The sequence below is a fragment of the Pseudoalteromonas sp. PAST1 genome, from assembly GCF_021532515.1.
Lineage (GTDB): Bacteria > Pseudomonadota > Gammaproteobacteria > Enterobacterales > Alteromonadaceae > Pseudoalteromonas > Pseudoalteromonas simplex.
Genome location: NZ_JAKGBH010000058.1, coordinates 1 through 26,065, shown reverse-complemented (window position 1 = coordinate 26,065; position 26,065 = coordinate 1). Strand labels below are relative to the sequence as shown.

Annotated in this window: 24 protein-coding genes, 1 tRNA gene and 1 pseudogene; 12 read left to right on the top strand and 14 right to left on the bottom strand. The window is 41.5% G+C overall.

The features are described 5' to 3' along the window. A pseudogene (locus tag L1272_RS19895) lies at positions 1 to 292 on the top strand (IS4 family transposase); the annotation flags it as partial. Positions 293 to 349: 57 nt separating this feature from the next. On the opposite strand, the gene metL reads toward L1272_RS19895, so the two are convergent. Then, a complete protein-coding gene (gene metL / locus L1272_RS19890) occupies positions 350 to 2,695 on the bottom strand; it encodes a bifunctional aspartate kinase/homoserine dehydrogenase II (protein ID WP_235374157.1) in 2,346 nt (781 codons plus the stop codon). A 4-nt stretch (positions 2,696 to 2,699) separates the two neighbouring features. Beyond that, the gene (metB, locus tag L1272_RS19885) at positions 2,700 to 3,959 is read right to left on the bottom strand and encodes a cystathionine gamma-synthase (RefSeq protein WP_235374156.1); all 1,260 of its coding nucleotides are present in this window, start codon (positions 3,957 to 3,959) and stop codon (positions 2,700 to 2,702) included. Between the two features lie 224 nt (positions 3,960 to 4,183). Between metB and metJ the strand changes: the two genes are divergently transcribed. After that, positions 4,184 to 4,504, top strand: a complete 321-nt coding sequence (gene metJ / locus L1272_RS19880; protein WP_036973203.1) for a met regulon transcriptional regulator MetJ — start codon at positions 4,184 to 4,186, stop codon at positions 4,502 to 4,504. Positions 4,505 to 4,603: 99 nt separating this feature from the next. On the opposite strand, the gene L1272_RS19875 is transcribed toward metJ, so the two are convergent. Next, positions 4,604 to 5,845, bottom strand: a complete 1,242-nt coding sequence (locus L1272_RS19875; RefSeq protein ID WP_054552813.1) for a malic enzyme-like NAD(P)-binding protein — start codon at positions 5,843 to 5,845, stop codon at positions 4,604 to 4,606. A 685-nt stretch (positions 5,846 to 6,530) separates the two neighbouring features. Further along, positions 6,531 to 6,746, bottom strand: a complete 216-nt coding sequence (rpmE, locus tag L1272_RS19870; RefSeq protein ID WP_036973208.1) for a 50S ribosomal protein L31 — start codon at positions 6,744 to 6,746, stop codon at positions 6,531 to 6,533. Between the two features lie 233 nt (positions 6,747 to 6,979). On the opposite strand from rpmE, the gene priA reads away from it, so the two are divergent. The 5 genes from priA to L1272_RS19845 all read left to right on the top strand — a co-directional run bounded on the left by priA (position 6,980) and on the right by L1272_RS19845 (position 12,094). Beyond that, positions 6,980 to 9,160 (top strand): primosomal protein N', encoded by a 2,181-nt coding sequence (gene priA / locus L1272_RS19865; protein WP_235374155.1) that lies wholly within the window; start codon positions 6,980 to 6,982, stop codon positions 9,158 to 9,160. Positions 9,161 to 9,176: 16 nt separating this feature from the next. Then, positions 9,177 to 9,704 carry an SPOR domain-containing protein gene (locus tag L1272_RS19860; RefSeq protein WP_130167267.1) on the top strand — a complete coding sequence of 176 codons (528 nt, stop codon included), beginning with the start codon at positions 9,177 to 9,179 and terminating at the stop codon, positions 9,702 to 9,704. A gap of 80 nt (positions 9,705 to 9,784) precedes the next feature. Beyond that, a complete protein-coding gene (gene hslV / locus L1272_RS19855; RefSeq protein WP_054552816.1) occupies positions 9,785 to 10,303 on the top strand; it encodes an ATP-dependent protease subunit HslV in 519 nt (172 codons plus the stop codon). A gap of 11 nt (positions 10,304 to 10,314) precedes the next feature. Further along, positions 10,315 to 11,643, top strand: a complete 1,329-nt coding sequence (gene hslU, locus L1272_RS19850; RefSeq protein ID WP_054552817.1) for an HslU--HslV peptidase ATPase subunit — start codon at positions 10,315 to 10,317, stop codon at positions 11,641 to 11,643. A 76-nt stretch (positions 11,644 to 11,719) separates the two neighbouring features. After that, positions 11,720 to 12,094, top strand: coding sequence for a gamma-butyrobetaine hydroxylase-like domain-containing protein (locus tag L1272_RS19845; protein WP_235374154.1), 375 nt, complete (start codon positions 11,720 to 11,722; stop codon positions 12,092 to 12,094). A gap of 117 nt (positions 12,095 to 12,211) precedes the next feature. Here L1272_RS19845 and L1272_RS19840 read toward each other — a convergent pair whose 3' ends face one another. The 3 genes from L1272_RS19840 to L1272_RS19830 all read right to left on the bottom strand — a co-directional run bounded on the left by L1272_RS19840 (position 12,212) and on the right by L1272_RS19830 (position 15,781). Further along, positions 12,212 to 14,092, bottom strand: a complete 1,881-nt coding sequence (locus L1272_RS19840) for a methyl-accepting chemotaxis protein (protein ID WP_138616133.1) — start codon at positions 14,090 to 14,092, stop codon at positions 12,212 to 12,214. A 106-nt stretch (positions 14,093 to 14,198) separates the two neighbouring features. After that, positions 14,199 to 15,248 carry an MJ1255/VC2487 family glycosyltransferase gene (locus L1272_RS19835; RefSeq protein ID WP_235374153.1) on the bottom strand — a complete coding sequence of 350 codons (1,050 nt, stop codon included), beginning with the start codon at positions 15,246 to 15,248 and terminating at the stop codon, positions 14,199 to 14,201. Beyond that, positions 15,245 to 15,781 (bottom strand): phosphatase PAP2 family protein, encoded by a 537-nt coding sequence (locus tag L1272_RS19830; RefSeq protein ID WP_054552821.1) that lies wholly within the window; start codon positions 15,779 to 15,781, stop codon positions 15,245 to 15,247. The genes L1272_RS19835 and L1272_RS19830 overlap by 4 nt, the downstream gene beginning before the upstream one ends. A gap of 212 nt (positions 15,782 to 15,993) precedes the next feature. On the opposite strand from L1272_RS19830, the gene rraA reads away from it, so the two are divergent. Next, positions 15,994 to 16,491, top strand: a complete 498-nt coding sequence (gene rraA / locus L1272_RS19825) for a ribonuclease E activity regulator RraA (protein WP_054552822.1) — start codon at positions 15,994 to 15,996, stop codon at positions 16,489 to 16,491. A gap of 5 nt (positions 16,492 to 16,496) precedes the next feature. Beyond that, positions 16,497 to 17,546 (top strand): formimidoylglutamase, encoded by a 1,050-nt coding sequence (locus L1272_RS19820; protein WP_235374152.1) that lies wholly within the window; start codon positions 16,497 to 16,499, stop codon positions 17,544 to 17,546. Positions 17,547 to 17,619: 73 nt separating this feature from the next. Here L1272_RS19820 and L1272_RS19815 read toward each other — a convergent pair whose 3' ends face one another. Further along, complete coding sequence (locus tag L1272_RS19815) at positions 17,620 to 18,123, bottom strand: DUF3016 domain-containing protein (RefSeq protein ID WP_235374151.1); 504 nt, start codon at positions 18,121 to 18,123, stop codon at positions 17,620 to 17,622. A 229-nt stretch (positions 18,124 to 18,352) separates the two neighbouring features. Between L1272_RS19815 and galE the strand changes: the two genes are divergently transcribed. Continuing rightward, the gene (gene galE / locus L1272_RS19810) at positions 18,353 to 19,366 is read left to right on the top strand and encodes a UDP-glucose 4-epimerase GalE (RefSeq protein WP_054552825.1); all 1,014 of its coding nucleotides are present in this window, start codon (positions 18,353 to 18,355) and stop codon (positions 19,364 to 19,366) included. Between the two features lie 45 nt (positions 19,367 to 19,411). Here galE and L1272_RS19805 read toward each other — a convergent pair whose 3' ends face one another. Continuing rightward, positions 19,412 to 20,113 carry a hypothetical protein gene (locus tag L1272_RS19805; protein WP_235374150.1) on the bottom strand — a complete coding sequence of 234 codons (702 nt, stop codon included), beginning with the start codon at positions 20,111 to 20,113 and terminating at the stop codon, positions 19,412 to 19,414. A gap of 13 nt (positions 20,114 to 20,126) precedes the next feature. Next, positions 20,127 to 21,146 (bottom strand): NADP-dependent oxidoreductase, encoded by a 1,020-nt coding sequence (locus tag L1272_RS19800; RefSeq protein WP_054552827.1) that lies wholly within the window; start codon positions 21,144 to 21,146, stop codon positions 20,127 to 20,129. A 108-nt stretch (positions 21,147 to 21,254) separates the two neighbouring features. Between L1272_RS19800 and L1272_RS19795 the strand changes: the two genes are divergently transcribed. After that, on the top strand, positions 21,255 to 22,160 hold the full coding sequence (locus L1272_RS19795) for a LysR family transcriptional regulator (RefSeq protein WP_235374149.1): 906 nt from the start codon (positions 21,255 to 21,257) through the stop codon (positions 22,158 to 22,160). On the opposite strand, the gene L1272_RS19790 is transcribed toward L1272_RS19795, so the two are convergent. The 4 genes from L1272_RS19790 to L1272_RS19775 all read right to left on the bottom strand — a co-directional run bounded on the left by L1272_RS19790 (position 22,145) and on the right by L1272_RS19775 (position 24,264). Beyond that, positions 22,145 to 22,714, bottom strand: a complete 570-nt coding sequence (locus L1272_RS19790; protein WP_235374148.1) for a hypothetical protein — start codon at positions 22,712 to 22,714, stop codon at positions 22,145 to 22,147. The genes L1272_RS19795 and L1272_RS19790 overlap by 16 nt on opposite strands. A 5-nt stretch (positions 22,715 to 22,719) precedes the next feature. Further along, positions 22,720 to 23,223 (bottom strand): RNA polymerase sigma factor, encoded by a 504-nt coding sequence (locus L1272_RS19785; protein WP_058585954.1) that lies wholly within the window; start codon positions 23,221 to 23,223, stop codon positions 22,720 to 22,722. A gap of 21 nt (positions 23,224 to 23,244) precedes the next feature. Further along, positions 23,245 to 23,952, bottom strand: coding sequence for a hypothetical protein (locus L1272_RS19780; protein ID WP_235374147.1), 708 nt, complete (start codon positions 23,950 to 23,952; stop codon positions 23,245 to 23,247). Between the two features lie 235 nt (positions 23,953 to 24,187). Continuing rightward, a tRNA-Ile gene (locus L1272_RS19775) sits at positions 24,188 to 24,264 on the bottom strand. A gap of 274 nt (positions 24,265 to 24,538) precedes the next feature. On the opposite strand from L1272_RS19775, the gene hemN reads away from it, so the two are divergent. After that, positions 24,539 to 25,912 carry an oxygen-independent coproporphyrinogen III oxidase gene (gene hemN, locus L1272_RS19770; protein WP_138599289.1) on the top strand — a complete coding sequence of 458 codons (1,374 nt, stop codon included), beginning with the start codon at positions 24,539 to 24,541 and terminating at the stop codon, positions 25,910 to 25,912. Positions 25,913 to 26,065 lie beyond the last annotated feature (153 nt).

Sequence of the window (26,065 nt, the reverse complement as noted above, 5' to 3'; positions counted from 1 at the left end):
ATTACTCGCTTACAACTTAATACGCATAATCATGCTTGATGCAACTAAAGAAGAAGATATCTTGCCTACTCAATTAAGTTTTAGCCAATCTATGCGTCAGGTAATCGCTTTCTTCATGTTTACGCCAGTACATAGTGCAAGTAAATTACCTGCTCATTATGATGAATTACTGACAACTCTTAGGTTGTTTATCTTACCCGATAGGCTACCAGACAAGCATTATCCAAGGGTGGTAAGAAGGAAACCTAATAAATATCCCTATAAAAGAAAATGCCAGTCAGCTCTTAACTGACTGGCATTAGCCCTTGGGGCGCTTTTTGCTTAGCCATTTAAACTAAGATCAGCAAAATTACTTTAGGTTATTTACCAGCCAATACAGGTCTGAGTGCACCCCTGCGGCAGTGACTTCTTTACCCGCTCCTGGGCCTTGGATCACCAATGCATTATCTGTATACCACTGTGAATTGATCACAAAGATGTTATCGCCCGGTTTAAGGCTTGCTAATACATCATCTTTGCCAACATTGACTAAACCAACTTGAGCCTGAACCTTACCATCTACGAGTGTGATAGCACCGGTGTAGCGCACTACTTTACCTTCAGCTGCTGCTTGCGCTGCTTTTTCTGTCATAAATTCATCAAGTAGCTGTTTGTTTGCAAGAAAATCTTGCCAGCTTCCTGATGCAAGCTTTTCGGGCATCAGAGGTGTTAAAGCAATATCATCAAGTTCTAAATCAAGACCTAGATCTCGTGCTAAGATTAGTAGTTTGCGCTGCATATCACGGCCAGATAAATCTTCACGAGGATCTGGCTCTGTATAGCCCATTTGCTGAGCTTGAAGCACTAAATCTGAAAACGGCACGCTACCATCGTAACTGCTACATAACCACGATAAAGTACCCGAGAATACCCCTTCAATACGGTTAATGCTGTCTCCGCTATTTTGCAAATCAGCTAAAGCAAAGTTAATCGGTAAACCTGCGCCCACACTGGTGTTATAACGCCACAACAAGTTTCGCTCAGCCAAATTAGTGCGTAGGTTTTGATACCAACCATTCGCAGCAGTACCCGCATATTTGTTTGCACTGATCAAATGACAGTTAAGTTCAACAAAGTCAGGGTATAACTGACTGAACGCCTCACTGGCAGTGATATCAATCACCACTTTGTGCTCATAATCTAGTTCATTGATACGTGCTAATAATTCAGCTTTGTCGTAGCTTTGCGCTTCGTTATGCCACTGCTCTTGCCATGTTTCGGTATTTAAACCACTGGCACTAAAAAGCATTTGTTTAGAGCGTAAAAGAGCAACTACTTTTACTTTGTACTGAGCAGATAAACGCGCAAACTGAGCTTGTAGTTGCGATAAGAACACTTCGCCCACATTACCAAGGCCAGCAACGATAATGGCCAACTCTTGACCTTTGTTTACCAGCTTGTCATGTAGAAGAGTTAAAACATCACTATCAATTGCCTGATCGTTTAAGATCAACACATAGTTATCGTCTTGTTGTACAAAACGAGGATGAATACTTTGCTCTTTTAAAAGCGCTGTGGCTTGCTCTGTTAGCGCAGATACATCAGCTGTTGGGGCAACTACTGCACAACCACTTAAATTTGACTCGACAATATTTGCACGGCCCGCTAAGTGGCTGACAACTTGGTGAGTGCTTTGACCTGGCACTAATAAGTAAGTATCGCCCTCTTTAGTAAAGTGATGCAGGCTGTGTTGAATTAACTGACTAAGCTCACCGACTTCACCACCGCTTAGTTTATCAACCCGTAATAAATCGATGTTATCTAAGGTCGTAATAAAACGTTTTGCTTTACTATAACCTTCTTTTACTACCTCGGTTGGCGTTGCATCACAATCAAAGCTACTTCTTACCACTAATTTAATTTCTGAGTCTTTTAACGGCGACAAGGTTTTTGCATGCAATACTGGGTTACCTAAACGCGCTAATAAGTTAGCTTGCTCGCGGCATACTTTGGCGTACTTAACCGCATTTTTAACTTTACGAGGGTCAGTACTAAATACCCCTTGTGTATCTGTCCAGATAGACACTTGCTTGGCAAAAGTATAACTCGCTAACAAAGTGGCACTGTAATCACTGCCATTACGGCCTAATGTCACCGTATTACCTTGGCAATCTGCAGCTATAAAACCCGTTACTACGTTGATATGTGTTCTGCTAATCGCATCACTGCATTGCTGTTGGTTTTTTTGATGTAAAAGCTGGCCACCATTTAGAGTAAATAGCTGTCTTGCATCAACATCTTGCGAATCGACACCTAACTGATTTAGATAAGCAGCCAATAACCGCGCCGACCACACTTCACCATGAGCAAGTAAAGGGGCTTCAAGTAACTGCTGCTGACTAATTAATTCATTTAATACAGCAAGTTCATCTTTTAACTGTGCCAACGCCTGTTGTTTATTCTGCCCTATAAGTAGCTGCTCAATAAGCGCACGTTGATTGTTATCAATAAGCAATAGAATATCGCTAACAGCTTGGCTATCTTGCTGCTGGTAACTTTGCCAAAGCTTTACCAGGGTATCGGTTGTTTTACCCGATGCCGACACAACGACGCAATCGCCCTGCTCAGTATTAGCAAGAACGATGTTCGCTACCGCATGATAACGATCTGCCGAGCTTAAGCTTGAGCCACCAAATTTATGAACAATATTTACCATTTTTCTACCACAATGCCGTATGTGCTGGCGTTAACTTAAATGACGCGTTTTGTTGTGTATCTTGCTGTGCTTGCTTAGCTTCAGCTTTTGTAACTTGCAGTCCTTGACCTGGCTTAACTAAATTGAAAACACGGTCTAAATCAGCAATGAGATCTTTTACGTCTTCAATGCCTACAGAAATACGGATCAAGGTATCGCCCACACCAGCTTCAAGACGCGCTTTAGGCTCCATGCCTGCGTGGGTCATTGTTGCAGGGTGACAAATCAAACTTTCTACCCCACCTAACGACTCAGCAAGGCTAAAGTCTTTAAGGCTTGTTAAAAACGCAGCAGCATCGTTGATGTCGCCTTTAATATCAAAGCTCACCATGCCACCAAAACCGCGTTGCTGTGCCTTAGCAAGCTCATGTTGTGAGTGAGAAGCAAGGCCAGGGTAATAGACTTGGCTTACATAAGGAGAGCTTTCTAAATACTCAGCAATGGCAAAAGCATTCTCTTGGTGCTGCTTTAGGCGTACATTTAAAGTACGTAAACCACGAAGCGTTAAGTAGCTGTCAAATGGTGCACCAATAATACCGATATTATTCGCCCACCAAGCAAGCTCGTCGCCTAGCTCTTGCGTTGCAGCAATCACTGCACCGCCCACTACATCAGAGTGACCATTGATGTATTTAGTGGTTGAGTGCACAACAATATCAACACCAAACTCAATTGGGTTTTGTAATGCAGGTGATAAGAAGGTGTTATCAGCCGCAACCAAAGCACCACACTGCTTAGCAATACTAGTGATTGCTTTAATATCTGTTAAACGCAAGATTGGGTTACTTGGCGTTTCAATCCAAATCAACTTAGGTTTAATCGCTAAAATTTCTTGGAGATTTTCAGATTTAGTTAAATCCAAAACTTTTAGTTTTAACAGGCCACGCTTTTCAAGCGAGGTGAATAAACGATAACTACCGCCATAACAGTCATGTGGGATCACTAACGTGTCGTCACTGTTTAACAGCTGAGTGGCTAAATGCACAGCAGACATACCTGTTGCAGTGATAATACCTTTAGCACCACCTTCAAGCTCAGCTAAGGTTTCAGCTAAGATATCGCGATTTGGATTACCGCTGCGACCATAGTCATACTGGCGCTTAGTATCAAAATCAGCAAACGAATAGGTGGTTGATAAGTATAAAGGAGGCACAACCGCACCATGATGTTTATCGGCTTCAATGCCGTGACGAACAGCAATCGTCGCTTTATTTTTTTCGCTCATTTCATCACCTATTCTTTAATTGGATGTTTAGACGTCTAAAAGGTTAGATGATCAAATATGAGAAGTCAAAGCATTTATCGCTTACACATAGAAGTTTATACATTTACACCACTAGATGGCCAAATAACTAGTATTTGACTATCTTTTTTAAAGAGATAGAATTTCCGCATCTTGCGCTGTGAATAAGGCGTAAATCACTGACAACCGAGGCAACGAAACAACTTATGGCTAAATGGAACGGTGAATACATTCACCCATATGCAGAACACGGTAAAAAATCAGAACAAGTAAAAAAGATTACCGTATCAATCCCACTTAACGTATTAAAAGTATTAACTGACGAGCGTACACGCCGCCAGATCAATAACCTGCGTCATGCGACGAACAGTGAGTTATTGTGTGAAGCTTTCTTACATGCTTTTACAGGTCAACCATTACCAAATGATGACGACCTACGTAAAGACAACCCTGAAAAGGTACCTGAAGAAGTTAAAAGAATTATGCAAGAAATGGGATTAGATATCCCAGTGCTTGATTCAGAATAAGTATTTCGGCCATCGGATCACCGCCGATAATCGCAGATATAAAAAAACTCAGCCTAGGCTGAGTTTTTTATTGAGCGTTATACCTAAGGCTAATTAAGTTTAACGCATGTAATCTTCTGGCATATCGATTTGCGCCACACCCGACTCTACAGCCGCTTCAGCAACAGCACGTGCAATACGTGGTAATAAACGCGGATCCATAGGCTTAGGAATGATGTACTCGGCACCAAACTCAAGTGACTCAACGCCAGCCGCTTTTAATACTTCACTTGGTACAGGCTCTTTCGCGATGCCACGAATAGCATGAACTGCAGCAATTTTCATTTCATCATTAATTGCCGTTGCACGAACATCTAACGCGCCACGGAAAATGAATGGGAAACAAAGCACGTTATTTACTTGGTTAGGGAAATCTGAACGACCCGTTGCCATAATTAAATCGTTACGCGCGCTATGTGCAACTTCTGGAGCAATCTCAGGATCTGGGTTTGAACATGCAAACACAACTGGCTTGTCTGCCATCAGCTTAAGATCATCTGCAGTTAACAGGTTAGGACCTGATACACCAACGAATACATCAGCATCAGCAATAACATCTTGTAATGTACGCTTATCGGTGTTGTTAGCAAATAATTGCTTATACTCGTTTAAGTCATCACGACGTGTATGGATCACACCTTTACGGTCAAGCATATAAATGTGTTCACGCAGTGCACCACACTTAATTAAAAGCTCCATACAAGCAACAGCAGCAGCACCAGCACCTAAGCATACGATGATAGCATCTTCGATATCTTTGCCTTGCACTTCAAGGGCATTAAGCATACCAGCAGCTGTAACAATAGCGGTACCATGTTGGTCATCGTGGAAAACGGGAATATCACAGCGCTCGATAAGTGCTTTTTCGATTTCAAAACACTCAGGCGCTTTAATATCTTCTAGGTTGATACCACCAAACGTATCAGCGATGTTAGCAACCGTATTAATGAAATCTTCTGTTGTGCGGTGTTTAACTTCAATATCAATTGAGTCAAGGCCAGCAAAACGTTTGAATAGTAAGGCTTTACCTTCCATTACAGGTTTTGATGCAAGCGGACCTAAGTTACCTAAACCTAAAATTGCGGTACCGTTTGAAATAACTGCAACCATGTTGCCTTTGCCTGTGTATTTATAGGCGTTTGCTGGATCAGCAGCAATTTCACGGACTGGTTCAGCCACACCTGGGCTATAAGCTAAAGCGAGATCGTTAACCGTTTCGGCTGGCTTGGTTAGTTCAACACTAATTTTACCTGGAACGGGGTGAGCGTGGTAATGTAATGCTTGTTCACGAAAATCTGACATAACGCGATAGTATCCTGCAAAAAGTTAAAAAGTGAGAGAGCTTGCATCAGTACGATACCTGTAATGTATAAAAATTCCAAGTATTATCAGGTCTATCCTGTTATATGCTATATCGCTTAATTTTAAAGGATTTCCCAACAATTTCTGTGCATAGTTGCGATTAATCAGACATAAAGATTCATCTATTTATGACCTTTTAAGCACGTGTTGTTGTATTTTATACGCACGTACACTGCAATTAGCCGAAATTAGCCCAAAACAGCCATTTCAACGAAGTTCACAGCATTTGCTAACAAAGTTATTTAAATTTATTATTTCTAATAACTTTTAGATACCAATACGCTTAATTAAGTAGTCTATTTTGAGGCAATGAAACCTTGTTGATAGCAAGGCAAAAATTTCGTTATTTAGTTGTGTTCTAAATCAGAAATTTTTAACGCAGGTAGCGACAGGTTTAATCCCTCAAAATGATTAAGTATTATTGCGGATTGGTATACTCATTTATACAAAAAAGAATATAGCCAAGGGGTGGCACTTTGTCTGCAAAATTAGCGACATAATGGGCATAACAGCCAGAAATAGTTATGCAAGATACATAAGTCAAGATGATAAGTGAGTGGCGGCGTTAGAATTTCAGGCATAAAAAAAGCACCCTAAGGTGCTTTTTTTAACTAAACAGCAGAGATTACTTCTTGCTGCTAAGTGCACCGAAGCGCTTGTTGAAACGATCAACACGGCCGCCAGTGTCTAAAATCTTTTGCTTACCAGTGTAAAACGGGTGACACTCAGAACATACGTCTAAGTGGATGTCTTTACAAAGAGTTGAGCTAGTTTCGAATTTGTTACCACATGAACAAGTTGCAGTGATAGCTTCGTACTTAGGGTGAATACCTTCTTTCATAGGGAACCTCTAGTTAAGGCCGTATCGCTCTCCAAACCCGAAGTCTGGCACCATACGCAGTTAATACAATTAATAGGCCGCGTATTTTATAGCTCAAGAAGCCTTACGACAAGCTTTAAATACATCTTTCGCTAAAAAAATAACCAAGTGGTCTGTTGTTCAGTATTTGTTGGTAGGTTTTTAACTGCAATTTTAGTACATTATCTTTCTATCTTTGTTTCAGTTGAGTTGTTATGCACTTTGTAGAAGTTGCCATAAAAGTCCCTTTACAGCGTACCTTCGATTATAAAGTTGAACAGCTGCTGCATAGCCCTGAGTTAAAGCCAGGTATGCGGGTTCGCGTGCCATTTGGTAGTCAAAAAAAGGTTGCCGTGGTACTGGCTCTTAAAACATCAACCGATGTTCCCGCTGACAAAATCAAGCCGATTATTGATGTTATAGACGACACGCCAGTGTTATCTGAGCAACATTTAGCGTTACTTAAATTCACAGCACGCTACTACTGTTACCCATTGGGAGAAACCATTCATACAGCACTTCCGGCGGCTTTAAGGCAAGGCGAATGCCCAGATAAAACCAGCATTAATATGGTTGAATTAACTGATAAAGGGGCAAAACTGCCGTCATTAAAAGCAAAAACTCAGTTAAGTTTATTAAAACAGCTAGCCGAGTCGGGCAAGTCATCGGTCACAGAATTAAAAGCGCTCGGATTTACAAAAAAAACCATCGACAGTCTGCTTGATAAAGAACTGATCACCCAGTTTATTGAACATGATAACCAATGGCAGCAACGCGCGCCGACTGTTGGCAGCAAGCCGGTGCTTAATAAAGAGCAAGCTGTTGCCTGCACCAGCATTAACCAATCTCGTGGCTTTACCAGCTTTTTGCTTGAAGGGGTTACCGGCAGTGGTAAAACCGAAGTGTATTTGCAATGCCTAGAAGAAGTACTGAAAAAAGGTCAGCAAGCCTTAGTATTAGTGCCTGAAATTGGCTTAACACCCCAAACAGTCAACCGTTTTCGTCGTCGCTTTCCTGATACACCAATTATGCTATGGCACTCAGCCCTAACAGATAACGAACGCTTACAGACCTGGCGTTTTTGTGAAAAAGGCAGCTGCGCTATAGTGATCGGCACACGTTCGAGTATTTTCTTGCCCTTTTTATCTCTTGGCATGATCATCGTTGATGAAGAGCACGACAGTTCGTTTAAGCAACAAGATACACTTCGCTATCATGCTAGAGACCTAGCCGCTTATAGGGCATACCAGCATAATATTCCTCTGGTTTTAGGTAGTGCCACACCAGCACTTGAGACCTTACATAAAGCAATTAATAACAAATATCAGCTGTTGAGCCTCACTGAACGGGCCCAAACCAGTACTGATAACCAGTTCCAATTAATGGACATGAAAGGTCAGCCTGAGCAAGCAGGGATTGCCCATGCCAGCCTTGCCTATATGCGCCAGCATTTAGAACGTGGTAAGCAAGTGATGGTGTTTTTAAACCGTCGTGGTTTTTCGCCTACCCTCATATGCCATGAGTGCGGTTGGCTAAGTGAGTGCTCACGTTGCAGCACTAGTGCAACCTTTCATAAAGCCATTGGCCAGATGATTTGTCACCACTGTGGTGAACAACACCAAGTGCCTCATCAATGCCCTGATTGTGGCAGTACGCAGATTTTTCCAAATGGCAAAGGCACTGAACAAATCGAAGAGTTTTTAACACAAACCTTCCCTGATATTCCGATTAGTCGTATCGACCGAGATTCAACTCGTCGTAAAGGCAGCTTAGAAAAAGCCCTTGATGATATTAACCAAGGCGGTGCGCGCATCTTAGTTGGCACGCAAATGCTGGCAAAAGGCCACCACTTTGCCGATGTTAGCCTTGTTTTAATCCTAGATGTCGACAGTGGATTATATTCGTGTGACTTTCGCGCCACTGAACATTTAGCGCAACTTGTTACGCAAGTGGCAGGCCGTGCAGGTCGCAGTGGTGAACCAGGGCAAGTATTATTACAAACTCACTTTCCTGAGCACCCGCTACTGCAAGACTTAGTTAATAATGGTTACCAAGATTTTGCCCGTTACGCACTGACAGAACGAGAAGACGCGCAACTTCCACCAATCACAAATATGGCTATGGTGCGTGCCGAAGGACATAACATAAATCAAGTGATGGATTTTTTAACTGATTTGGTTCCTGTCCAGAACGTATCTGGTATACAATTGCTCGGTCCGATACCCGCACCACTAGAACGTGTGGCAGGTAAATATCGCTTTCAGTTACATATTCAGGCGCAGGAACGCTCCCACTTACACCAATATTTAGCGCAAATGGTCGACTATATAAGTACCAGTAAATTAGCGCAAAAGGTGCGTTGGAGCTTAGATGTCGATCCTATAGATATGATTTAAAGGCCAATTAAGAGTCATGGCACAGCACGATTACATAAATAAAAAACCAGCAAATCGAAATAATAAAAAACAAGCCCCGGCGAAAAAGCCTTTCCCTATTATTCTTGTTTTAATTGCGCTTATCTTAGTAGGCGGGTTTGGTTACGGCCTATGGTATATCAAACATAATGCTGATCCTGAGTTAGTAGAGCAGCAAGCAAACCCTACTAAAAAAGAAGAAGTAGTTATTCCACCACCTAAGACACCTGAATTTATCAAAGAGATTAAAGAGCACGAAGTTCAGGTTGAAGTAAAAGAGATTGAACAAAAAGGCCCATATGTAATGCAATGCGGCTCTTTTAGAACATTAGAGCAAGCACAAACATTAAAAGCTAAAATTGCTTTTGCCGGCTTAGTGGCCGAAGTGAAGAAAACTGAGGGCAGCAATGGTATTTGGTATAAAGTGCGCTTAGGCCCATACGAAACCAAACGTTTAGCCGAAAGTGACAAGAATAAACTTAAACGCATCAAAATAATGGGCTGCGGAATTTGGCTTTGGACTTGATTTTAGTTCATTCACCCATATAAACACCTCATCAATCGCTTTTTACGAGCGGCCTTGCCGCTCGATGATGAGGAATAATCATGACCACTATTGTAAGTGTACGCCGCGACGACAAGGTCGTTATTGGTGGCGACGGCCAAGTTTCACTTGGTAACACCGTAATGAAGGGCAACGCCCGCAAAGTTCGACGTCTTTATAATGGCAAAGTAATCGCTGGTTTCGCTGGCGGTACTGCTGATGCCTTCACCCTTTTCGAACGATTTGAAAGCAAATTAGAAATGCACCAAGGCAACTTAACCAAGGCTGCCGTTGAAATGGCCAAAGATTGGCGTAGTGATCGCGCACTTAGAAAGCTCGAAGCACTATTAGCAGTCGCAGACGAAACTGCTTCATTAATTATCACAGGTAACGGTGATGTTGTGCAGCCAGAAAACGACCTAATTGCGATTGGCAGTGGTGGTAACTTCGCACAATCAGCAGCCACAGCGCTACTAGAAAACACCGACCTAAGTGCACGTGACATTGTAGAGAAGAGCCTAACGATTGCAGGCAATATCTGCGTATTCACGAATAATTTCCAAACTATTGAAGAATTGTAATAGGAACTGCCATGTCTGAGATGACGCCAAGAGAAATCGTTCACGAGCTTGATCAACATATTATTGGCCAAGCTAAAGCTAAAAAAGCAGTTTCAATCGCGCTACGTAACCGCTGGCGCCGTATGCAACTGAGCGATGATTTACGCGCAGAAGTAACGCCTAAAAACATTTTAATGATTGGCCCTACTGGTGTGGGTAAAACTGAAATTGCTCGCCGCCTAGCTAAACTTGCTAATGCGCCTTTTATTAAAGTTGAAGCAACAAAGTTCACCGAAGTGGGCTATGTTGGTAAAGAAGTTGAAACGATCATCCGCGATTTAGTTGATATCTCAATTAAAATGACGCGTGAACAGCAAACCAAAAAATTCAAACATCGCGCTGAAGAAGCGGCAGAAGAGCGTATTTTAGATGCTCTTTTACCACCAGCACGCGATACCTTTGGTGAGTCAAAAACAGAAGAGAACTCTTCTACTCGTCAATCTTTCCGTAAAAAATTACGTGAAGGTCAGTTAGACGATAAAGAAATTGATATCGATGTTGCACAAGCTCAACCTAATGTTGAGATCATGGCTCCTCCTGGTATGGAAGAAATGACCAACCAGCTTCAGAGCATGTTCCAAAACATGGGTGGCGATAAGCGCAGCAAGCGTAAGCTAAAAATCAAAGAAGCATTTAAGCTATTAGTTGAAGAAGAAGCAGCAAAACTTGTTAACCCTGAAGAGTTAAAAGAGCAAGCTATCTTCGCAGTAGAGCAAAACGGTATCGTGTTTATCGATGAGATCGATAAAATCTGTAAACGTGGTGAAGCATCTGGCCCAGATGTTAGCCGTGAAGGTGTACAACGCGACTTACTACCATTGATCGAAGGTTCAACAGTAAGCACTAAGCACGGTATGGTTAAAACTGACCACATGTTGTTTATCGCATCTGGTGCATTCCAAATGGCTAAACCATCAGACATGATCCCAGAGCTACAAGGTCGTTTACCAATTCGCGTTGAGCTTGAAGCACTAAGTGCTGATGACTTTAAACGTATCTTAACTGAGCCTCATGCTTCATTAACTGAGCAACAACGTGAGCTGTTAAAAACAGAGCAAGTTGACGTTGAGTTTACTGATGATGCCATTGAACGTATCGCGAAAGCGGCTTGGCAAGTAAATGAGAAAACCGAAAACATCGGTGCCCGTCGCTTGCACACAGTGATGGAAAAACTAATGGAAGAAATTTCATTTGATGCTTCAGAAAAAGCAGGTTCAACACTAACAATTGATGCTAATTACGTTGAGCAGCATTTAGGTGCACTTGTTGAAGATGAAGACTTAAGTCGCTTCATTCTTTAATCAACAAATTAGCGTTATAATTAAAAGCCTCCAGTTGGAGGCTTTTTAGTTTATAAATCGTAGATTCGAGGCTGACATGAAAGAAGTCACTAAAGTGCATTATCACAGCGTTAGCAAAGTATTAGATGTTCATTTTGATGATCAGACTATTGCTCAATTTAGTGCTGAATTTTTGCGTGTTCACTCACCTTCTGCTGAAGTACAAGGTCATGGCAATGAACCAATGAAACTCGTACTTGGTAAGCAACAAGTAGGAATTAACAAGATTGAGCCGGTTGGTCATTATGCGATTCGACTGGTGTTTAGCGATAATCATAATAGCGGTTTATTCAGCTGGCACTATTTAAGTGAGCTGCAAGCTAACCATGATGAGCTTTGGCAGCAATACCAAACAAGAGTCTCTGAGCACGAAGCAAGTAAAGACAGCGTGCCTATTAAGTTTGTGCCTTAGCGCCTAGTGAATTAGTTCCGAGAGCTAACCAAGCAAACTAAAAAACTAAAAAACAAAAAAGCGCGATGGCGACACCGTCACCGCACTTTTGTCTATATATAAAGTATCAAGTAATTATTAAACTTTAAACTTATCGATTGCCTGATAGAGGACACGCGCTTGCTCTGATACTTCTTCGCTGGTTTGTGCATTAGTCGCTGCGTGACCCGATGCCTCTTGGGCGATATCACGAATACGAACCACGTTTTTATTCACCTCAGAAGCCACTTGGCTTTGCTCATCAATCGCTGTGGCAATGTGAGTGCTCATATCCATAATGGTTTGTACATCTTCGGTGATAGAACGAAGTAACTCACCGGCTTTACTTGCCTGTGCTGCACTTTCGCCACCTTGCGTACGACATTGCTGCATAATGCTCACCACTTCTTGCGTACGCCCTTGTAAGGTCGAAATGATGCTCTCAATCTCTTGTGTTGAATCTTGAGTACGCTGTGCAAGTGAGCGAACTTCATCTGCTACTACCGCAAAGCCACGGCCTTGTTCACCAGCACGCGCCGCTTCAATAGCCGCATTGAGTGCCAGTAAGTTTGTTTGCTCAGCAATGCCACGAATAACATCCAGTACAGAGCCAATCGTTTCAGCGTCTTTTTCTAATTGCGACACCACACTTGACGCATTACCGAGTGAGTCTGATAAGTGATTAATTTGCACTACCGTTGACTCAACCTCAGAACGACCTTGCTGCGCACTTAAGTTAGTCGACTCTGCTTTTTTCGCAGCCGCTTCAGTATTGTGAGAGATATCTTGAATCGTCGCCTGCATTTCTGTTGCAGCAGTAGCAACCATATCAGCTTCATGAAGTTGCTCTTGCATACCAGAGCTAGTTGCCGCTGTCGTTTCTGATAAATGCTCTGTTGCCACATTGAGTGTGCCTAGAGCGGTATTGACTTCGTAAATTAGCTTTTTAAAGTCACTAATCAAGCTATTAAAGTCAACTGTCATCGTGGTGATTTCATCTTTACCTGACTGCTCAATAGACATACTTAAATCATTACTGCGACGTATTTCATTAATCGTGTGATATACACGCTCAATAGGCATAATGATTGAACGACTAGTAAAATAGACTAACAGCATGACCAAAACGCTGGCGACAATGAAAACAAGCAACGCAATGAGTTGCGCTCGCTCGGCGCTAGACTCAACAAAAGCTTTAGTTTCCGTTGTTAATTGGTTAACAATTGCATCGCTCTTTTCTACACTTCGCTTCATTTCACCTAGTGCACCTGAGTCTAGATCTAATCCTAGAGTCACCTGTGCATCGACAAGCGCTTTGAATTTAACTTGGTAAGTAGCCAAGTTACTAAGTAATTGCTTCTCATAGCCAGTTTCAAATCCTGCATTTTTAATTTCAGACTGAAAATTACTGACTAAATCATCAAATTTAGCCAGATACTTCAAATCAAATCGCAGCATAAAGTCTTTCTCTGCGCGACGAAGCTGCAGCATCAAGGTTAATAGCTGATAGTTTTCACGTTCACTGAGTAAGGTTTCAACTTGATGCACGGCTCCACGTAGCTCACCATACAACGCATCTTTAGGATGCAAACCAATTTTCTTTTGCAACACAACAACTTCATTAAAGTCATCGTAATACAATTTCGCTAAGCTTCTAAATTCATCAAGTTTTGCTGACTCCATTGATAAGTCATTAACTAGCTCGTCAAGACGTGCCATTTTAACTTTAAGCTGTGCATACTCTTTTTCAAAAAGCTCAAGACTTTCGACATCTTTATAAAACAAAAAGTTTTTTTCATGCTTGCGCATTGCAAGTTCATGAATATCAAGCTCCTCCGCATTTTGAATTGTTTCATTGAGTTTTAGCATCATGCGCGACTCAAGGATAATTACACACAGCATCACAATCATTGCAAGACCAACAACGAGCGCGTTTAATTGCAAACGACGCTTTATAGTTAAGTTTTGTAATACATTCATTCAAAGTGCCCTATAGAAACATGCATTTAAGAGTATAGCTAAACTATCTAAAGCAGCTAATAAAAAGTGATTAAACTTGTCGCACATTTTCTAATATTAGGAAGGTTTAAACAATTAGTTTTTGTTCTAAATCAACCTGTTGCCACAGGTATTTATGGAGCTGATCCACCTTTTCCCATTGCTTTTTTATTATCCACTCAACCAAAGGTGCTGGATCGCTTGGGAAGTTGAGTTTTTTATTCTGTGGAGATTGCAGCCAATCATCCATCGCATTGGGGTTTAAATAACTCATCACATGAGCTGCCCCCATCGACAATAAAGTCTGTGCATTAATACCTTGCTCAAATTGTTTACCTAGCGGTTTTAACAATAATTTTTTACCAAGTTGTAATGCTTCACTTGCAAGTTCGAATCCAGCATTACCAATCACGCCACCCGCATTAGCAAGATCATTTAGAAACCCAACGCGTGATGGTGCTCGCAGATGGATATTACCAATTGAACAATCCTTAGCATCCGGGTGATAACAATAAAACTCTCTTTCAGGAAAATCTTTTAAGTACTCGACCACATTGTTAAGATTTTCGAATGGCAGATACACCAACACCTTATTTTCAACCATCACTGGGTTATCGTGATGATGAGTAGCAATAAATGGAGGGATGATATTTTCAGCATAAGGTTGCCAATGTACGCCTAAATAAACACTGGCTGGCGCATAGTTACGGATCAGCGCACGGCGAAAGAAAGCGCGGCCAAACATCGGCACTTTATCAGATAAAAATGCCGCTTGATGACTCATGCCAATTACCGGAATATTTTGTTGTTTAGCAGCCCATGCTGTAATTGGCTCAAAGTCATTAAATACCAAATCATAATGACGTAAATCAAGGCCTTTTATATCTTTAATTAGTTGTAGTGGACGTGCATTTTTCAATGTTTTAAAGCTATCAACCTGCCCCGATTTACTGGTAAACGACAAACCTCGAAAAACTCGGTAATCAGCAAAATCATCCATATCAAAGTAGTCTTGCTCTTTTCGACCAGAGAACACATAGTCAACATCGACTCCTAAAGTCCTAAAAGTGCTAGCCATCACACGTGCTCGCGTTATGTGCCCATTGCCTGTCCCTTGAATACCGTACAAAATTCTCATATAGACTCCACCACCATCACAGCTAATACAGCACAACTAGATCCCATTACTGCACCAATAACCACATCAGCGGGGTAATGCACACCAATAATCACTCTAGATGCAGCGACCCCTGATGCCCAAACCAACCACAAACCGGCAAATTCAGGTAAATACATAGTTAAAATTGTCGCCACTACAAATGCTCCCGCACTATGCCCCGATGGCAAACTAAACCTATCACTCGGCACTAAATAAGCACCTTGTACTAAGCAATCACAAGGTCTTACCCGAGCAATTCGCTTTTTAACTAAAAAATAAATGGGTCGCTCAATGACAAAACCTACCAGTAGACTCATTGCAAGTTGTTGAAAATGCGCTTGCTCCGTAAACCACCAAAAGCTCAAAAATAGTGCAACATAAAGACCGCCATCACCACTTTTTGAAAAGCCAATGGCTGATCGCCTTAACCACACTGGCGAAGCATCATTAAACACACTTAAGAACAGCTGTTCGTCCACCTTTGCCAATTTTGTAAGTATGTTGTTTGCCATGGTGAGCTCCTTGTCATACTTTGCGTCTAATTTTTATACTCACCTCAGCTTAGGCGCTAAAAATAACAATTAAGTGACGCTTTTGAGACACTAATGTTGCGGTGACAAAATTCCTTTGATTTAAACCAATAATCCGCTATTAAGTCGTTGTTATTGAGTTGTATCAGGGTATACTGAGTACTAAACAGACAGTCTCTTTAGAGGATGAAAAAATGGATTACAGCACTTCTGATTTATGCGACCACTTTGCAGATGTGGTTGATGTGCTCGAACCAATGTTTATCAATTTTGGTGGACGCCCAAGCTTTAGTGGTCGAGTAAAAACCGTTAAATGCTTTGAAAATAACGAGCTGATCCGCGAAATTTTATCAACCGATGGCACCGACAGCGTGTTATTGATTGACGGAGGTGGTTCAACCCGACGTGCCCTAATTGATATTGAGCTGGCTGAAATCGCATTAGAAAACAACTGGCAAGGAATTATTGTCTACGGTGCTATTCGTCATGTTGATGAACTTGAAGAGCTAGACTTAGGCATTCAAGCAATTGCCTCTATTCCTGTTGCTGCCGATAGTGAAGGTGCAGGTGAAGACGGCATAGGCGTTAACTTCGCAGGTGTTTCTTTCTTTGATGACGACTTTGTTTACGCTGATAGCACCGGTATTATATTATCTGCTGAAGAATTAGAGTTAGAAATAATAGAAGACTAATCTCGGTGACAAACTACCTTAAAATTTATGATGAAGCGGCGGTAAAGCACTTATGTGTCCGCCGCGCTAACGAACTCAAAGCTTGGCAAGCCCTTGCCCTTCTCGACACTCAAGTTAACGCCCCACAAGCACTCATCGATGCAAAACAATTCGGTATTCGTTATGTCTTAGTTGGCGTATGTGAAGATATTGGCCCTCGTGCCAACTTAGGTAATGGTGGCTCAGGGCAAGCGTGGCAGGCATTTTTAAAGCGCTTTTTAAACCAAACACATAACCAATTTTTAAATCATGAACGTGTGTTATTACTCGGCGAAGTGGCCCTTGATGACTTAAACCAACAAGCTGCTGACCTTGATAATAAAAACGACGCTGACTTAGCCAAACTACGTGAATTGTGCGCTGATATAGACACCCGCGTTGAGCAAGTGCTTGCGATGATTTTTGCAGCTGGCCTTGAGCCAATTGTAATCGGTGGCGGCCACAACAACTGCTTAGGTATTTTACGTGCCCTTAGTAAGCAAGATGGTAAACCAGTAAATGCTATTAACTTAGACCCTCATGCTGATTTCAGAGAGTGTGAAGGCCGCCATAGTGGCAATGGCTTTAGATATGCGTACAGCGAAAACCACCTTGCTGATTATCATGTGATGGGTTTACACGAATTTAAAAATAACCAAGCGATTATGGATGCCCTAACCAACGCAAACTTCACGTTTGATAGTTACCAAGACATTCAAGTACGTCGTAAAGTTGATTTATCTTCAGCATGTCAACACGCACTAGCTCAGTTTGATAATGCCTCGCTTGGCGTAGAAGTAGACTTAGACAGTATTTCGTTAATGCCAGTTAGCGCATACACCAACTGTGGTTTTAATGTGAGTGATGCAGAACACTTTGTGCATTTAGCTGCCAGCCAAGCAACAGCCCGCTACTTACATTTATGTGAAGGCGCACCATCACAACACCCGGTTAGTTTAGAAACAGGTATAAACGATGCAGGCCAAATAATCACAGCTCTAGTAAACGCCTACCTGCAAGCCAGAGAGTCTTCTTAACTTGCATTAGGCGCTATTCTTACTGAAACGTCTACTTTGCGAATAAATTCACACCTGCTGCAAACAAGGTGATTTATTCGCCAAGATTTAACGATGGTAACAACTCATCTTCAAACCAATCAGTAATTAAACGCTTGTCGTAATAATAAGCTTCATCGCGCCCTGTTTTCATGCGGTCCATAAAGCCCATATCTTTAAGCTTTACGTCTTTTGCTTCACTAATCACTTTACCGTCTTTATCAGTAATCGAATAATTAAGGTCTATGCGTGGGAAATAAATTGGCTTGATAATGCGCAGTTCATTCATCGTTCCAAAACGCACATCACCAGCAAGGTCAAGCTCTGTTACTTCCACATTGAAGGTGTAGCCATCAGGTAACTGTTCAGCAAGCTTGTTAAAGTGCTTCTCAAAGCTCTTTGCCACGTTTTTATGAAATGCACCTTTTGGTGAGTTATTTCCGGGGCGCACATCACGGTAATCGTTAAAGTCATGCCATTTAACCTTAGCCTCCCCTGCGTGAGCAAAAGCAGGTAGTGCAATAACCATTGCTAAGGCCATTTTCTTTACAATTTTCATCTTTATCTCCACTTAACAGGAATAGCTTTTGATTAAAATTTAGCAGCTGACAATTAACTATAGCTTAATAACTCAACGCTTGGATGTAACCAATATGGTGCAAAATGTAATCAAAAACAAGACACTGATATTTCTATGAAAGAAGTTTAATCACATTTTATTCATGTAATTTAACGCGAAATGTGATGAAATAAGGCTAATTCAACCAGGTATAGTTCATGGATATTTTATGACCATTTTAGTCACCGGCGGAGCCGGGTACATCGGTTCTCACACCGTTTTAGAGTTACTACAACAAGGCACAGACGTTGTTGTACTTGATAATTTAAGCAATTCATCAAATGAGTCATTGGCTCGCGTAAAACAAATCACCGGCAAAGACGTCACGTTTTATCAAGGTGATATTTTAGATAGAGCCTGTTTAGACAAAATCTTCAGTGAACACACGATTGATAGTGTTATTCACTTCGCTGGTTTAAAAGCGGTTGGTGAATCGGTTGTAAAACCTATCGAGTATTATCAAAACAACGTACAAGGTACACTGACTCTGGTTGATGCTATGCGTGATGCTGGCGTGTTTAAGTTAGTATTTAGCTCATCAGCAACCGTATACGGTGACCCAGCAAGCTTACCAATTCGCGAAGACTTCCCAGTTGGCGGCACGACTAACCCGTATGGCACATCAAAGCTTATGGTAGAGATGATGCTGCAAGATATCGCGAAATCCGATGAACGCTTTGCCTTTGTTATCTTACGTTACTTTAACCCTGTAGGCGCACATGAGTCTGGCCTTATTGGTGAAGACCCTAATGGTATTCCTAACAACTTATTACCTTATATTTCGCAAGTTGCTGTGGGTAAACTAGAAAAGCTTGGTGTGTTTGGGGATGACTACGATACTGTAGATGGTACAGGTGTTCGTGACTATATCCACGTTGTCGATTTAGCATTAGGTCACTTAAAAGCACTGAACCGAATTGCAAGTGATACAGGTGCGCACGTATTTAACCTAGGCACAGGTAATGGTTATTCAGTACTGCAGATGGTTACCGCTTTTGAGAAAGCCAGCGGTCAAGCCGTACCTTACCAAATTTCGCCGCGTCGAGCGGGCGATATTGCAGCTTGCTACGCAGCTCCAGAAAAAGCGTTAAAAGAGCTTGGCTGGCAAGCTGAGCGTGGTATCGATGAGATGATGCAAGATACATGGCGCTGGCAAAGCAATAACCCGAACGGTTACAAATAGTCAGAAGAATTAAAAGGCACATACAAATAAGTGCCTTTTTACTGGCTACTTTATAAAATCCTGCGTTTCAAAATAAACTATTTGGCTGTACTCACAGCCTTTAAAGCTATTTGATAATTGCGTAAATGTTGGCACGTTTACTTCTACCTGCAAACGCTCAGCTTCACACCCTCTTACTAAAGCAATGGCGTCAAATGACGGGCTGGCCTGTATTTGATGTACCAATATTTGTATTCCTTGTTCATTTGTCGCTTTATTTATTCTTTGCCAGCGCGGTTGCGACTCGTGCTGAGTCGATGACAGTGCTCGTTTATATACAAGAGAAACAAACTTAAAGTTTTCATCCTTTAGCCATTTTTTACCGCCTCGTTCGAAGTGACCAAAGAATAACTGGCTGGGCACACTGAATGTCTGCCCAGCAATTAACTTATTCAAGTCAAACTTAGCAGGCAATAGAGTGATCATCGAATTTAAATACTGAGGAATTGAATCACTTTCTTGCACAGTAAGCCAACGAATTAGTTCTTTCTCATAGCGAGTTTCTACACGATAAATTAATTGGTAATCATGCGGGGCGTGGTACAAAGGAAGGTGGCTGGCATAGAGCTCAACGCCATCGGTGAACAACACCATGCCATGCATGCCAACTCGGCTATGCGCATGAAAATGTTTAACCTCTTTTGCTACGCTTTTAAAACTGACAATTAAACAACAAAGTAACAACAGAACAGCGAAATTTGCTTTCATTTTTTAATACCTTTTATTTAACACGAACAATCGCTTTACCGATATTCTTCCCTTCGAACAATCCCTCAAGCGCGCTTGGTAAATTTTCAAAGCCATTAATTTCGGTTGTTTTAAATTGGATCTCTCCTGCTTTTAACCACGGCAAAATATGATTAATCATTTCAGGCATACGGTGAGTAAAGTCTCTTGCTAAAATCCCTTGAATTGTCGCTCGTTTATAAAGTAATTGATGGAGAAAGCGAGGGCCTAGTTCGGGGTTGTCAAGCGAGCCATCGTACTGCGAGATTTGCCCGCAAATCACTACACGAGCACGCAAGTTTAAGCTGCTCAACACCGCATCAGTGTTCATCCCGCCAACATTATCAAAATAAACATCAACACCACCAAGCTCCATCAACCTTTCGTGCAACTGTTGGGCTGAGTCAAATTGCTTATAGTTAAGCGCATAAGCGACCCCGAGCTTTTCTAACCAAGTACATTTTTCTTCAGATCCAGCTAGGGCAATAACACGACAACCATTTTTTATCGCAAACTGAGTAACTAACGAACCCACAGCTCCTGCAGCACCTGAAACGACAACCGTCTCGCCGGCTTTTGGTTTACCTGCTTCCATTAAACCAAACCAAGCTGTTCGCCCAGGCATACCTAAAACACCTAGTGCCGTTTTTACATCGGCATCATTAGGGTTTAAGGCTTGTATTTCATTGGCATGGACAACTGCATGAGTTTGCCAACCTGAATAAGCGCTTACCCAATCACCTTGCTTAAATCGTTCGCTGTTTGACTTTAAAACCTGAGCAACAACCGCTGCTCCTTGCACTGTATTTAATGCATGAGGTTGCTCCCAGTTCGGCTTAGCAGCTTGTTGAATACGCATATATGGATCGACAGAAATATACTTTGCCTCTAGCAGCACTTCGTTTTTAGCCAATGTCGGCGAAATTACAGATTCTCGCAATGCATAATGCTGCTCACTGACACGTCCATCAGGGCGCTTAACATAAAACCACTGCTTAAGATTGTAAGACGTCATCGCTCTCTCACTTAATGAAATTTAATAACGAAATTATTGCACTTAAACAATTAACCATTAAGCTATTAAAACTATCTATACGTTTCCATATTGGAATTAGAGGCAAACTTGGATACAGAAGATTTACGAAAGTTTTTGATCATCGCAAAGCACAATAACTTACAGCAAGCATCTGCAACATTAAATGTCACACCTGGTGCGCTTTCGAAGGTCATAAAACGGCTCGAAATTAAGCTAAATACACAACTATTTAAGCGAATTGGTCGAAATATAAAACTAAATCAGCAAGGTGAAAAATTTCGCCATTATGCGCTTAATTTGGTTCATGAGGCTGATCAAGCTATCAGCGAGTTTAATGGAAGCACGAAAAATACGGTTGTTAACTTATCCGGCCCCTCTTTGCTGCTACAGCATTACCTGCCTTTTTTATTATCGCAATTTAATGAGCAAGGTTTTCAATTTAATATTGATACAAGTTGGGAAGGTCAAGCCATTGAACAGGTTGCCAGCGGCCATGCCCATTTAGCTTTAGTTACCGAAGTGGCATTAAATGAAAGCACACTGCAAAGTGACTTTGAACGTATATATTTAGGCACAACTACTTTCAAAGTTGTAGCTGCGCACTCGCATCCATTATTCGAACAGTTTAGTAAGGGTTCACTCACCAACAGAGAGCTTTTTCAATTTAGTTTTGCTTGTCCGAGTATTTCACCCTTTTGTGGCGTAACTAGGGGTGTCGGCTCAGATGGTTGGCGAGATGACAAAGTACCTAGAACCATAAGTTATCGCTGCAACGATTTCAGCACCTTGCTGTCACTCGTCAAACAAGGGATTGCATTAGCATACGTCCCTGATTTTATTGCAAACGATCCAGCCCTCAAAGTCATCGATGTATTAGACTGTAACTACACTTGCCAAGAGCGCCTCGAGCTGGTTTACAAACCAAGTTTAGCTACTGGCTGGTTAAATCAATTCGCAGCAAAAGTGAGAGCCGCACATCAGCGCATTGCTTGAATGCTCTCAAGTGCTACAGCTAGCTGTGTTTTTAATTTTTTATAGCGTATATAAACAGCCAGCACGATAATACCATTAATACCAAGCTGGATAAGCCATAGGCTGTATGTTTTAAACATAACCATATTAAACAAGGCAACCATTAGCAAAGCGCACCAAAGAGCAATGCAGCCAATAAAACTCACATGCCAATAATGAACTTGGTGCTTCAGCTGGCTTTCTTTAAAATTAAGCATTGCATTAACGTCTAGTGTTTCTGCTCGCCAAAGCTTTCGTCTTAAGCGGTATGACCAAATTCCAAAACCTAAAGGAATAGGCACTAATAGCGCAAACATAATGGTTTCATAGGTATTTTTTGCCTCAAACAACATGGCGTAAATACAAAATACGGTTACCACAACACCTAAAAATGAGTCGATTAACCCTTTTAGTTTTAACTTAGCTCGCGACTTTTGCGTTTGTGCTATTAACGCTGCACTATCCACTTTCGGCGTTGCCTGCACGAATGCCTGCTGCCACTTAGCTAATTGATCATCTGCTTCGAATTTATCCACTTTATTTACTCCATTAGGCTCGCAAGTTGTTGTCTTGCCCTACTTACACGTTTAGCAACCGCGTCCTCAGACAGCCCCAGCGTTTGAGCTATCTCACTTTGATTAAACCCTTCAAGCTGCAAAGCAAGCACCTGCCGATATTTCAGCGTCAATTTACGAAGGGCAGCCATTAAATCTAAACTGTCGTCTGGTGACTTATGCGCACTTAAGGCTTGGGTGTAATCAATACTTTCAGAGCTTGCCACCTCTTTGCGGTTTTGCTCTTTTATCACATGATCAACCGCTTTATTGTGAGCTATTCGGGCAATATAGGTTTTTATGCTGGCATCGCCACGAAAGGCAACATCGGGTGATGAGTCATTGCTTTCAAAAGCGCGCCAAACAGCCAGCGACATCTCTTGAATTAGCTCATCTTGTAGCGCTTGATTGATCTCGTAGGTTGCAGCAACACGCGCCAACAGCGGCGCGTATTCATTCAGCAATGTGTTTATTTGAACATCAGCTTTCACTGTACTTCCATGTTTTTATTATTATTTGAACAAACGATTATAGGCACAAAAGTAGGTACATGCTAATACCGGCCCTACCAACAACATAGGTAAAAGACTATAAGGGGCAGCAAAGGTAACAAGCGTATTAATCAAACAAAGCATGCTTAATGGTTTAATCACCTTTAGTGCCGTTGTAATGCCTTCTTTAACAGCTGCACTAAGCGAAGCATTGTTTAAAAGTAACAGAGGTAGCACAAACATAAGCAACATATTTACAGGAACAATTGATACAAACATGACCCCTACGCGCCAGCGCTCAACATCAACAAACTGACCTGACAATAAAGCCGATAACTGCTCACTACCAATCAAAGTACTCCCAACAGCAAATTGCACCAGCGCCAGTAAAATACCAACAACTGACCACACGGCAACTCGCCCCCACTTCATCCATGTTGCATTGTGCTTAAATGAAAAGCCTTGCTGATTATTCAGGTTAAACAACAGTGGCCACACCGTTGCCATTAACATAGGCGCTAACCACTTTGATACGGTTAAACCCGTAGGTGCAGGTAATAGCTGCACTAAACCTGGCACAATAGCGAACAGCGTCATAAGTAAAAAAAGTTTAAACGGTGCTTTTTTAAATAGCCCCCACCCTTCTTTTAACCAAACAGCAGCATCACTAAATGGTGCATTTGTTGAATCAAGTTTTAGCGTATTCACAGTTGATGTTGTAGTCGTCATGAGTTTGTCCTTTTCGTAAAAATAGATACATAAGACACTGCCTATTACTACCACCGAATAGAACAACTTCGTGTCATTTGCAGCTATAGACGAGACAAACACAGAAAACCTGACAAAATATTTTTAAAAAATTAAAAAATAATTTTATTTCATTGAATTTTAAGGATAAAAAGAAATTGAGCACAGCTATAAAAACAGCTTAAAACTTTAATTTTGGATTTTTACAGTAAGAAAATGGTGGCCCCTCCCAGACTTGAACTGGGGACCTAACGATTATGAGTCGTGTGCTCTAACCAACTGAGCTAAGGGGCCATTGTATTAGCGAAAGCTAAATTTTTTGATGCGTTTAACAGGTTTAACTGACTAAAGCGGGATGCAGTATAAAAAGTTTTTGCAACCTTGTCACTAGCAAAACCCTTTATTTTAACAATCATTAAATCAACTGCTCAAATAGTAAACTCTTTGTTTTTACAACGACCTTAAAGCATTGCCGATTCGTTTCTATTCTCCGACATTGTTCTAGATCAAATAGCTAACTTGCTAAACTCGTTAAAATAGCCGCTCAATCAATTGCGGAGTGCTGACTGTGATAAATTTACCAAGCTGGGATCAATCTCTGATCAACAAGTACAATATTTCTGGGCCTCGATATACATCTTACCCAACGGCATTGTCTTTAGCTGATGGTTATAAGCAACAAGATATGATTAACGCGATTGCAGCGTCGAAAAGCCGTTCTTTATCGCTGTATATCCATATCCCTTTTTGCAGTCAGCTTTGTTATTACTGTGGTTGTAATAAGGTGATCACTCGTCATCAATCTAAAGCCGATTTATACCTAGATAACTTAGCGCTTGAAATTGCTGAGCAAGCAACACTTTTTGCCGATTATAACGTTGAGCAACTGCATTTAGGGGGTGGTACACCAACGTTCTTATCGGCAGAGCAAATGAGTCGCTTAATGGCGCTGGTTGAGCAGCATTTTAATTTTTCTGATGATGCCGAACGCGGTATTGAGATTGACCCTCGTTCTTTAGCTGATGGCATGCTAGTTCACCTACGTAAACTTGGCTTCAATCGTGTCTCGTTTGGTATTCAGGATTTCAATGATGATGTGCAGCTGGCAGTTAATCGCCCACAAAGCGTGCAATCTGTAAAAGGTTTAATAAGTGAGGCTCGTGAACTTGGCTTTAAGTCTATTAATGCAGATATGATTTACGGTTTGCCACTGCAAACACCAGAGAGTTTTAAAGAGACGATTGCGCAGCTGATAGAGTTAAACCCTGATCGCGTGTCGGTATTTAACTATGCCCACTTACCAGATAGATTCGCTGCTCAGCGTAAAATTAAAGACGCTGACTTACCATCTGCTGGCGACAAGCTCACTATGTTCAAAAATACCCTTGAGCAGATGTTAGCGGCGGGTTATCAGTTTATTGGTATGGACCACTTTGCCCGTAAAGACAATGAACTAGCAATTGCACAAAACGCAGGTCAATTACACCGTAATTTCCAAGGTTACACAACGCATGGCCAATGTGACTTATTAGGTTTGGGTGTGTCATCTATTTCGCAAATAGGCAATGCCATTTTACAAAACGAAAAAGAGTTAAAGCACTATTACAAAGCCGTGCAAGAAGGATATGGCAGTGCAATCTGTAAAGGTGTTGCTTTAACTGATGACGATACGTTACGTGCAGCGGTTATCAAACAATTGATCTGCCAGTTTGAGCTGGATATTCCAGCAATCGAAAAGCAGTTTAATATTAACTTTGCCAGCTACTTCTGCGAGGCACTACAGGCACTCGACCCATTACTAGCTGATGGCTTGGTGTCTGTTAGCCAAGATAAGATCACAGTAACAGCTCGCGGTAATTTATTTATTCGTATTATTTGTATGTGCTTTGATGCGCACCTACAACAACAAATCAAGCAAACTCGTTTCTCACGAGTTATCTAGCCCAACAAAAAGCAGAGCCTGGGCTCCAATGCCGATCAGTTAAGCAATTGACATTTGGCATAATAGGATCAAAATCCGATGATCACAGGTCATCGGATTTTTTTATGCCCCTTAATCATAGCTTCGCCAATATTTCATCATTTATCGATTCTA

What these genes read in the sequence shown, in the direction of transcription:
- metL (WP_235374157.1), bottom strand. Translation starts at nt 2,695, where the DNA reads ATGGTAAATATTGTTCATAAATTTGGTGGCTCAAGCTTAAGCTCGGCA.
- metB (WP_235374156.1), bottom strand. Translation starts at nt 3,959, where the DNA reads ATGAGCGAAAAAAATAAAGCGACGATTGCTGTTCGTCACGGCATTGAA.
- metJ (WP_036973203.1), top strand. Translation starts at nt 4,184, where the DNA reads ATGGCTAAATGGAACGGTGAATACATTCACCCATATGCAGAACACGGT.
- L1272_RS19875 (WP_054552813.1), bottom strand. Translation starts at nt 5,845, where the DNA reads ATGTCAGATTTTCGTGAACAAGCATTACATTACCACGCTCACCCCGTT.
- rpmE (WP_036973208.1), bottom strand. Translation starts at nt 6,746, where the DNA reads ATGAAAGAAGGTATTCACCCTAAGTACGAAGCTATCACTGCAACTTGT.
- priA (WP_235374155.1), top strand. Translation starts at nt 6,980, where the DNA reads ATGCACTTTGTAGAAGTTGCCATAAAAGTCCCTTTACAGCGTACCTTC.
- L1272_RS19860 (WP_130167267.1), top strand. Translation starts at nt 9,177, where the DNA reads ATGGCACAGCACGATTACATAAATAAAAAACCAGCAAATCGAAATAAT.
- hslV (WP_054552816.1), top strand. Translation starts at nt 9,785, where the DNA reads ATGACCACTATTGTAAGTGTACGCCGCGACGACAAGGTCGTTATTGGT.
- hslU (WP_054552817.1), top strand. Translation starts at nt 10,315, where the DNA reads ATGTCTGAGATGACGCCAAGAGAAATCGTTCACGAGCTTGATCAACAT.
- L1272_RS19845 (WP_235374154.1), top strand. Translation starts at nt 11,720, where the DNA reads ATGAAAGAAGTCACTAAAGTGCATTATCACAGCGTTAGCAAAGTATTA.
- L1272_RS19840 (WP_138616133.1), bottom strand. Translation starts at nt 14,092, where the DNA reads ATGAATGTATTACAAAACTTAACTATAAAGCGTCGTTTGCAATTAAAC.
- L1272_RS19835 (WP_235374153.1), bottom strand. Translation starts at nt 15,248, where the DNA reads ATGAGAATTTTGTACGGTATTCAAGGGACAGGCAATGGGCACATAACG.
- L1272_RS19830 (WP_054552821.1), bottom strand. Translation starts at nt 15,781, where the DNA reads ATGGCAAACAACATACTTACAAAATTGGCAAAGGTGGACGAACAGCTG.
- rraA (WP_054552822.1), top strand. Translation starts at nt 15,994, where the DNA reads ATGGATTACAGCACTTCTGATTTATGCGACCACTTTGCAGATGTGGTT.
- L1272_RS19815 (WP_235374151.1), bottom strand. Translation starts at nt 18,123, where the DNA reads ATGAAAATTGTAAAGAAAATGGCCTTAGCAATGGTTATTGCACTACCT.
- galE (WP_054552825.1), top strand. Translation starts at nt 18,353, where the DNA reads ATGACCATTTTAGTCACCGGCGGAGCCGGGTACATCGGTTCTCACACC.
- L1272_RS19805 (WP_235374150.1), bottom strand. Translation starts at nt 20,113, where the DNA reads ATGAAAGCAAATTTCGCTGTTCTGTTGTTACTTTGTTGTTTAATTGTC.
- L1272_RS19800 (WP_054552827.1), bottom strand. Translation starts at nt 21,146, where the DNA reads ATGACGTCTTACAATCTTAAGCAGTGGTTTTATGTTAAGCGCCCTGAT.
- L1272_RS19780 (WP_235374147.1), bottom strand. Translation starts at nt 23,952, where the DNA reads ATGACGACTACAACATCAACTGTGAATACGCTAAAACTTGATTCAACA.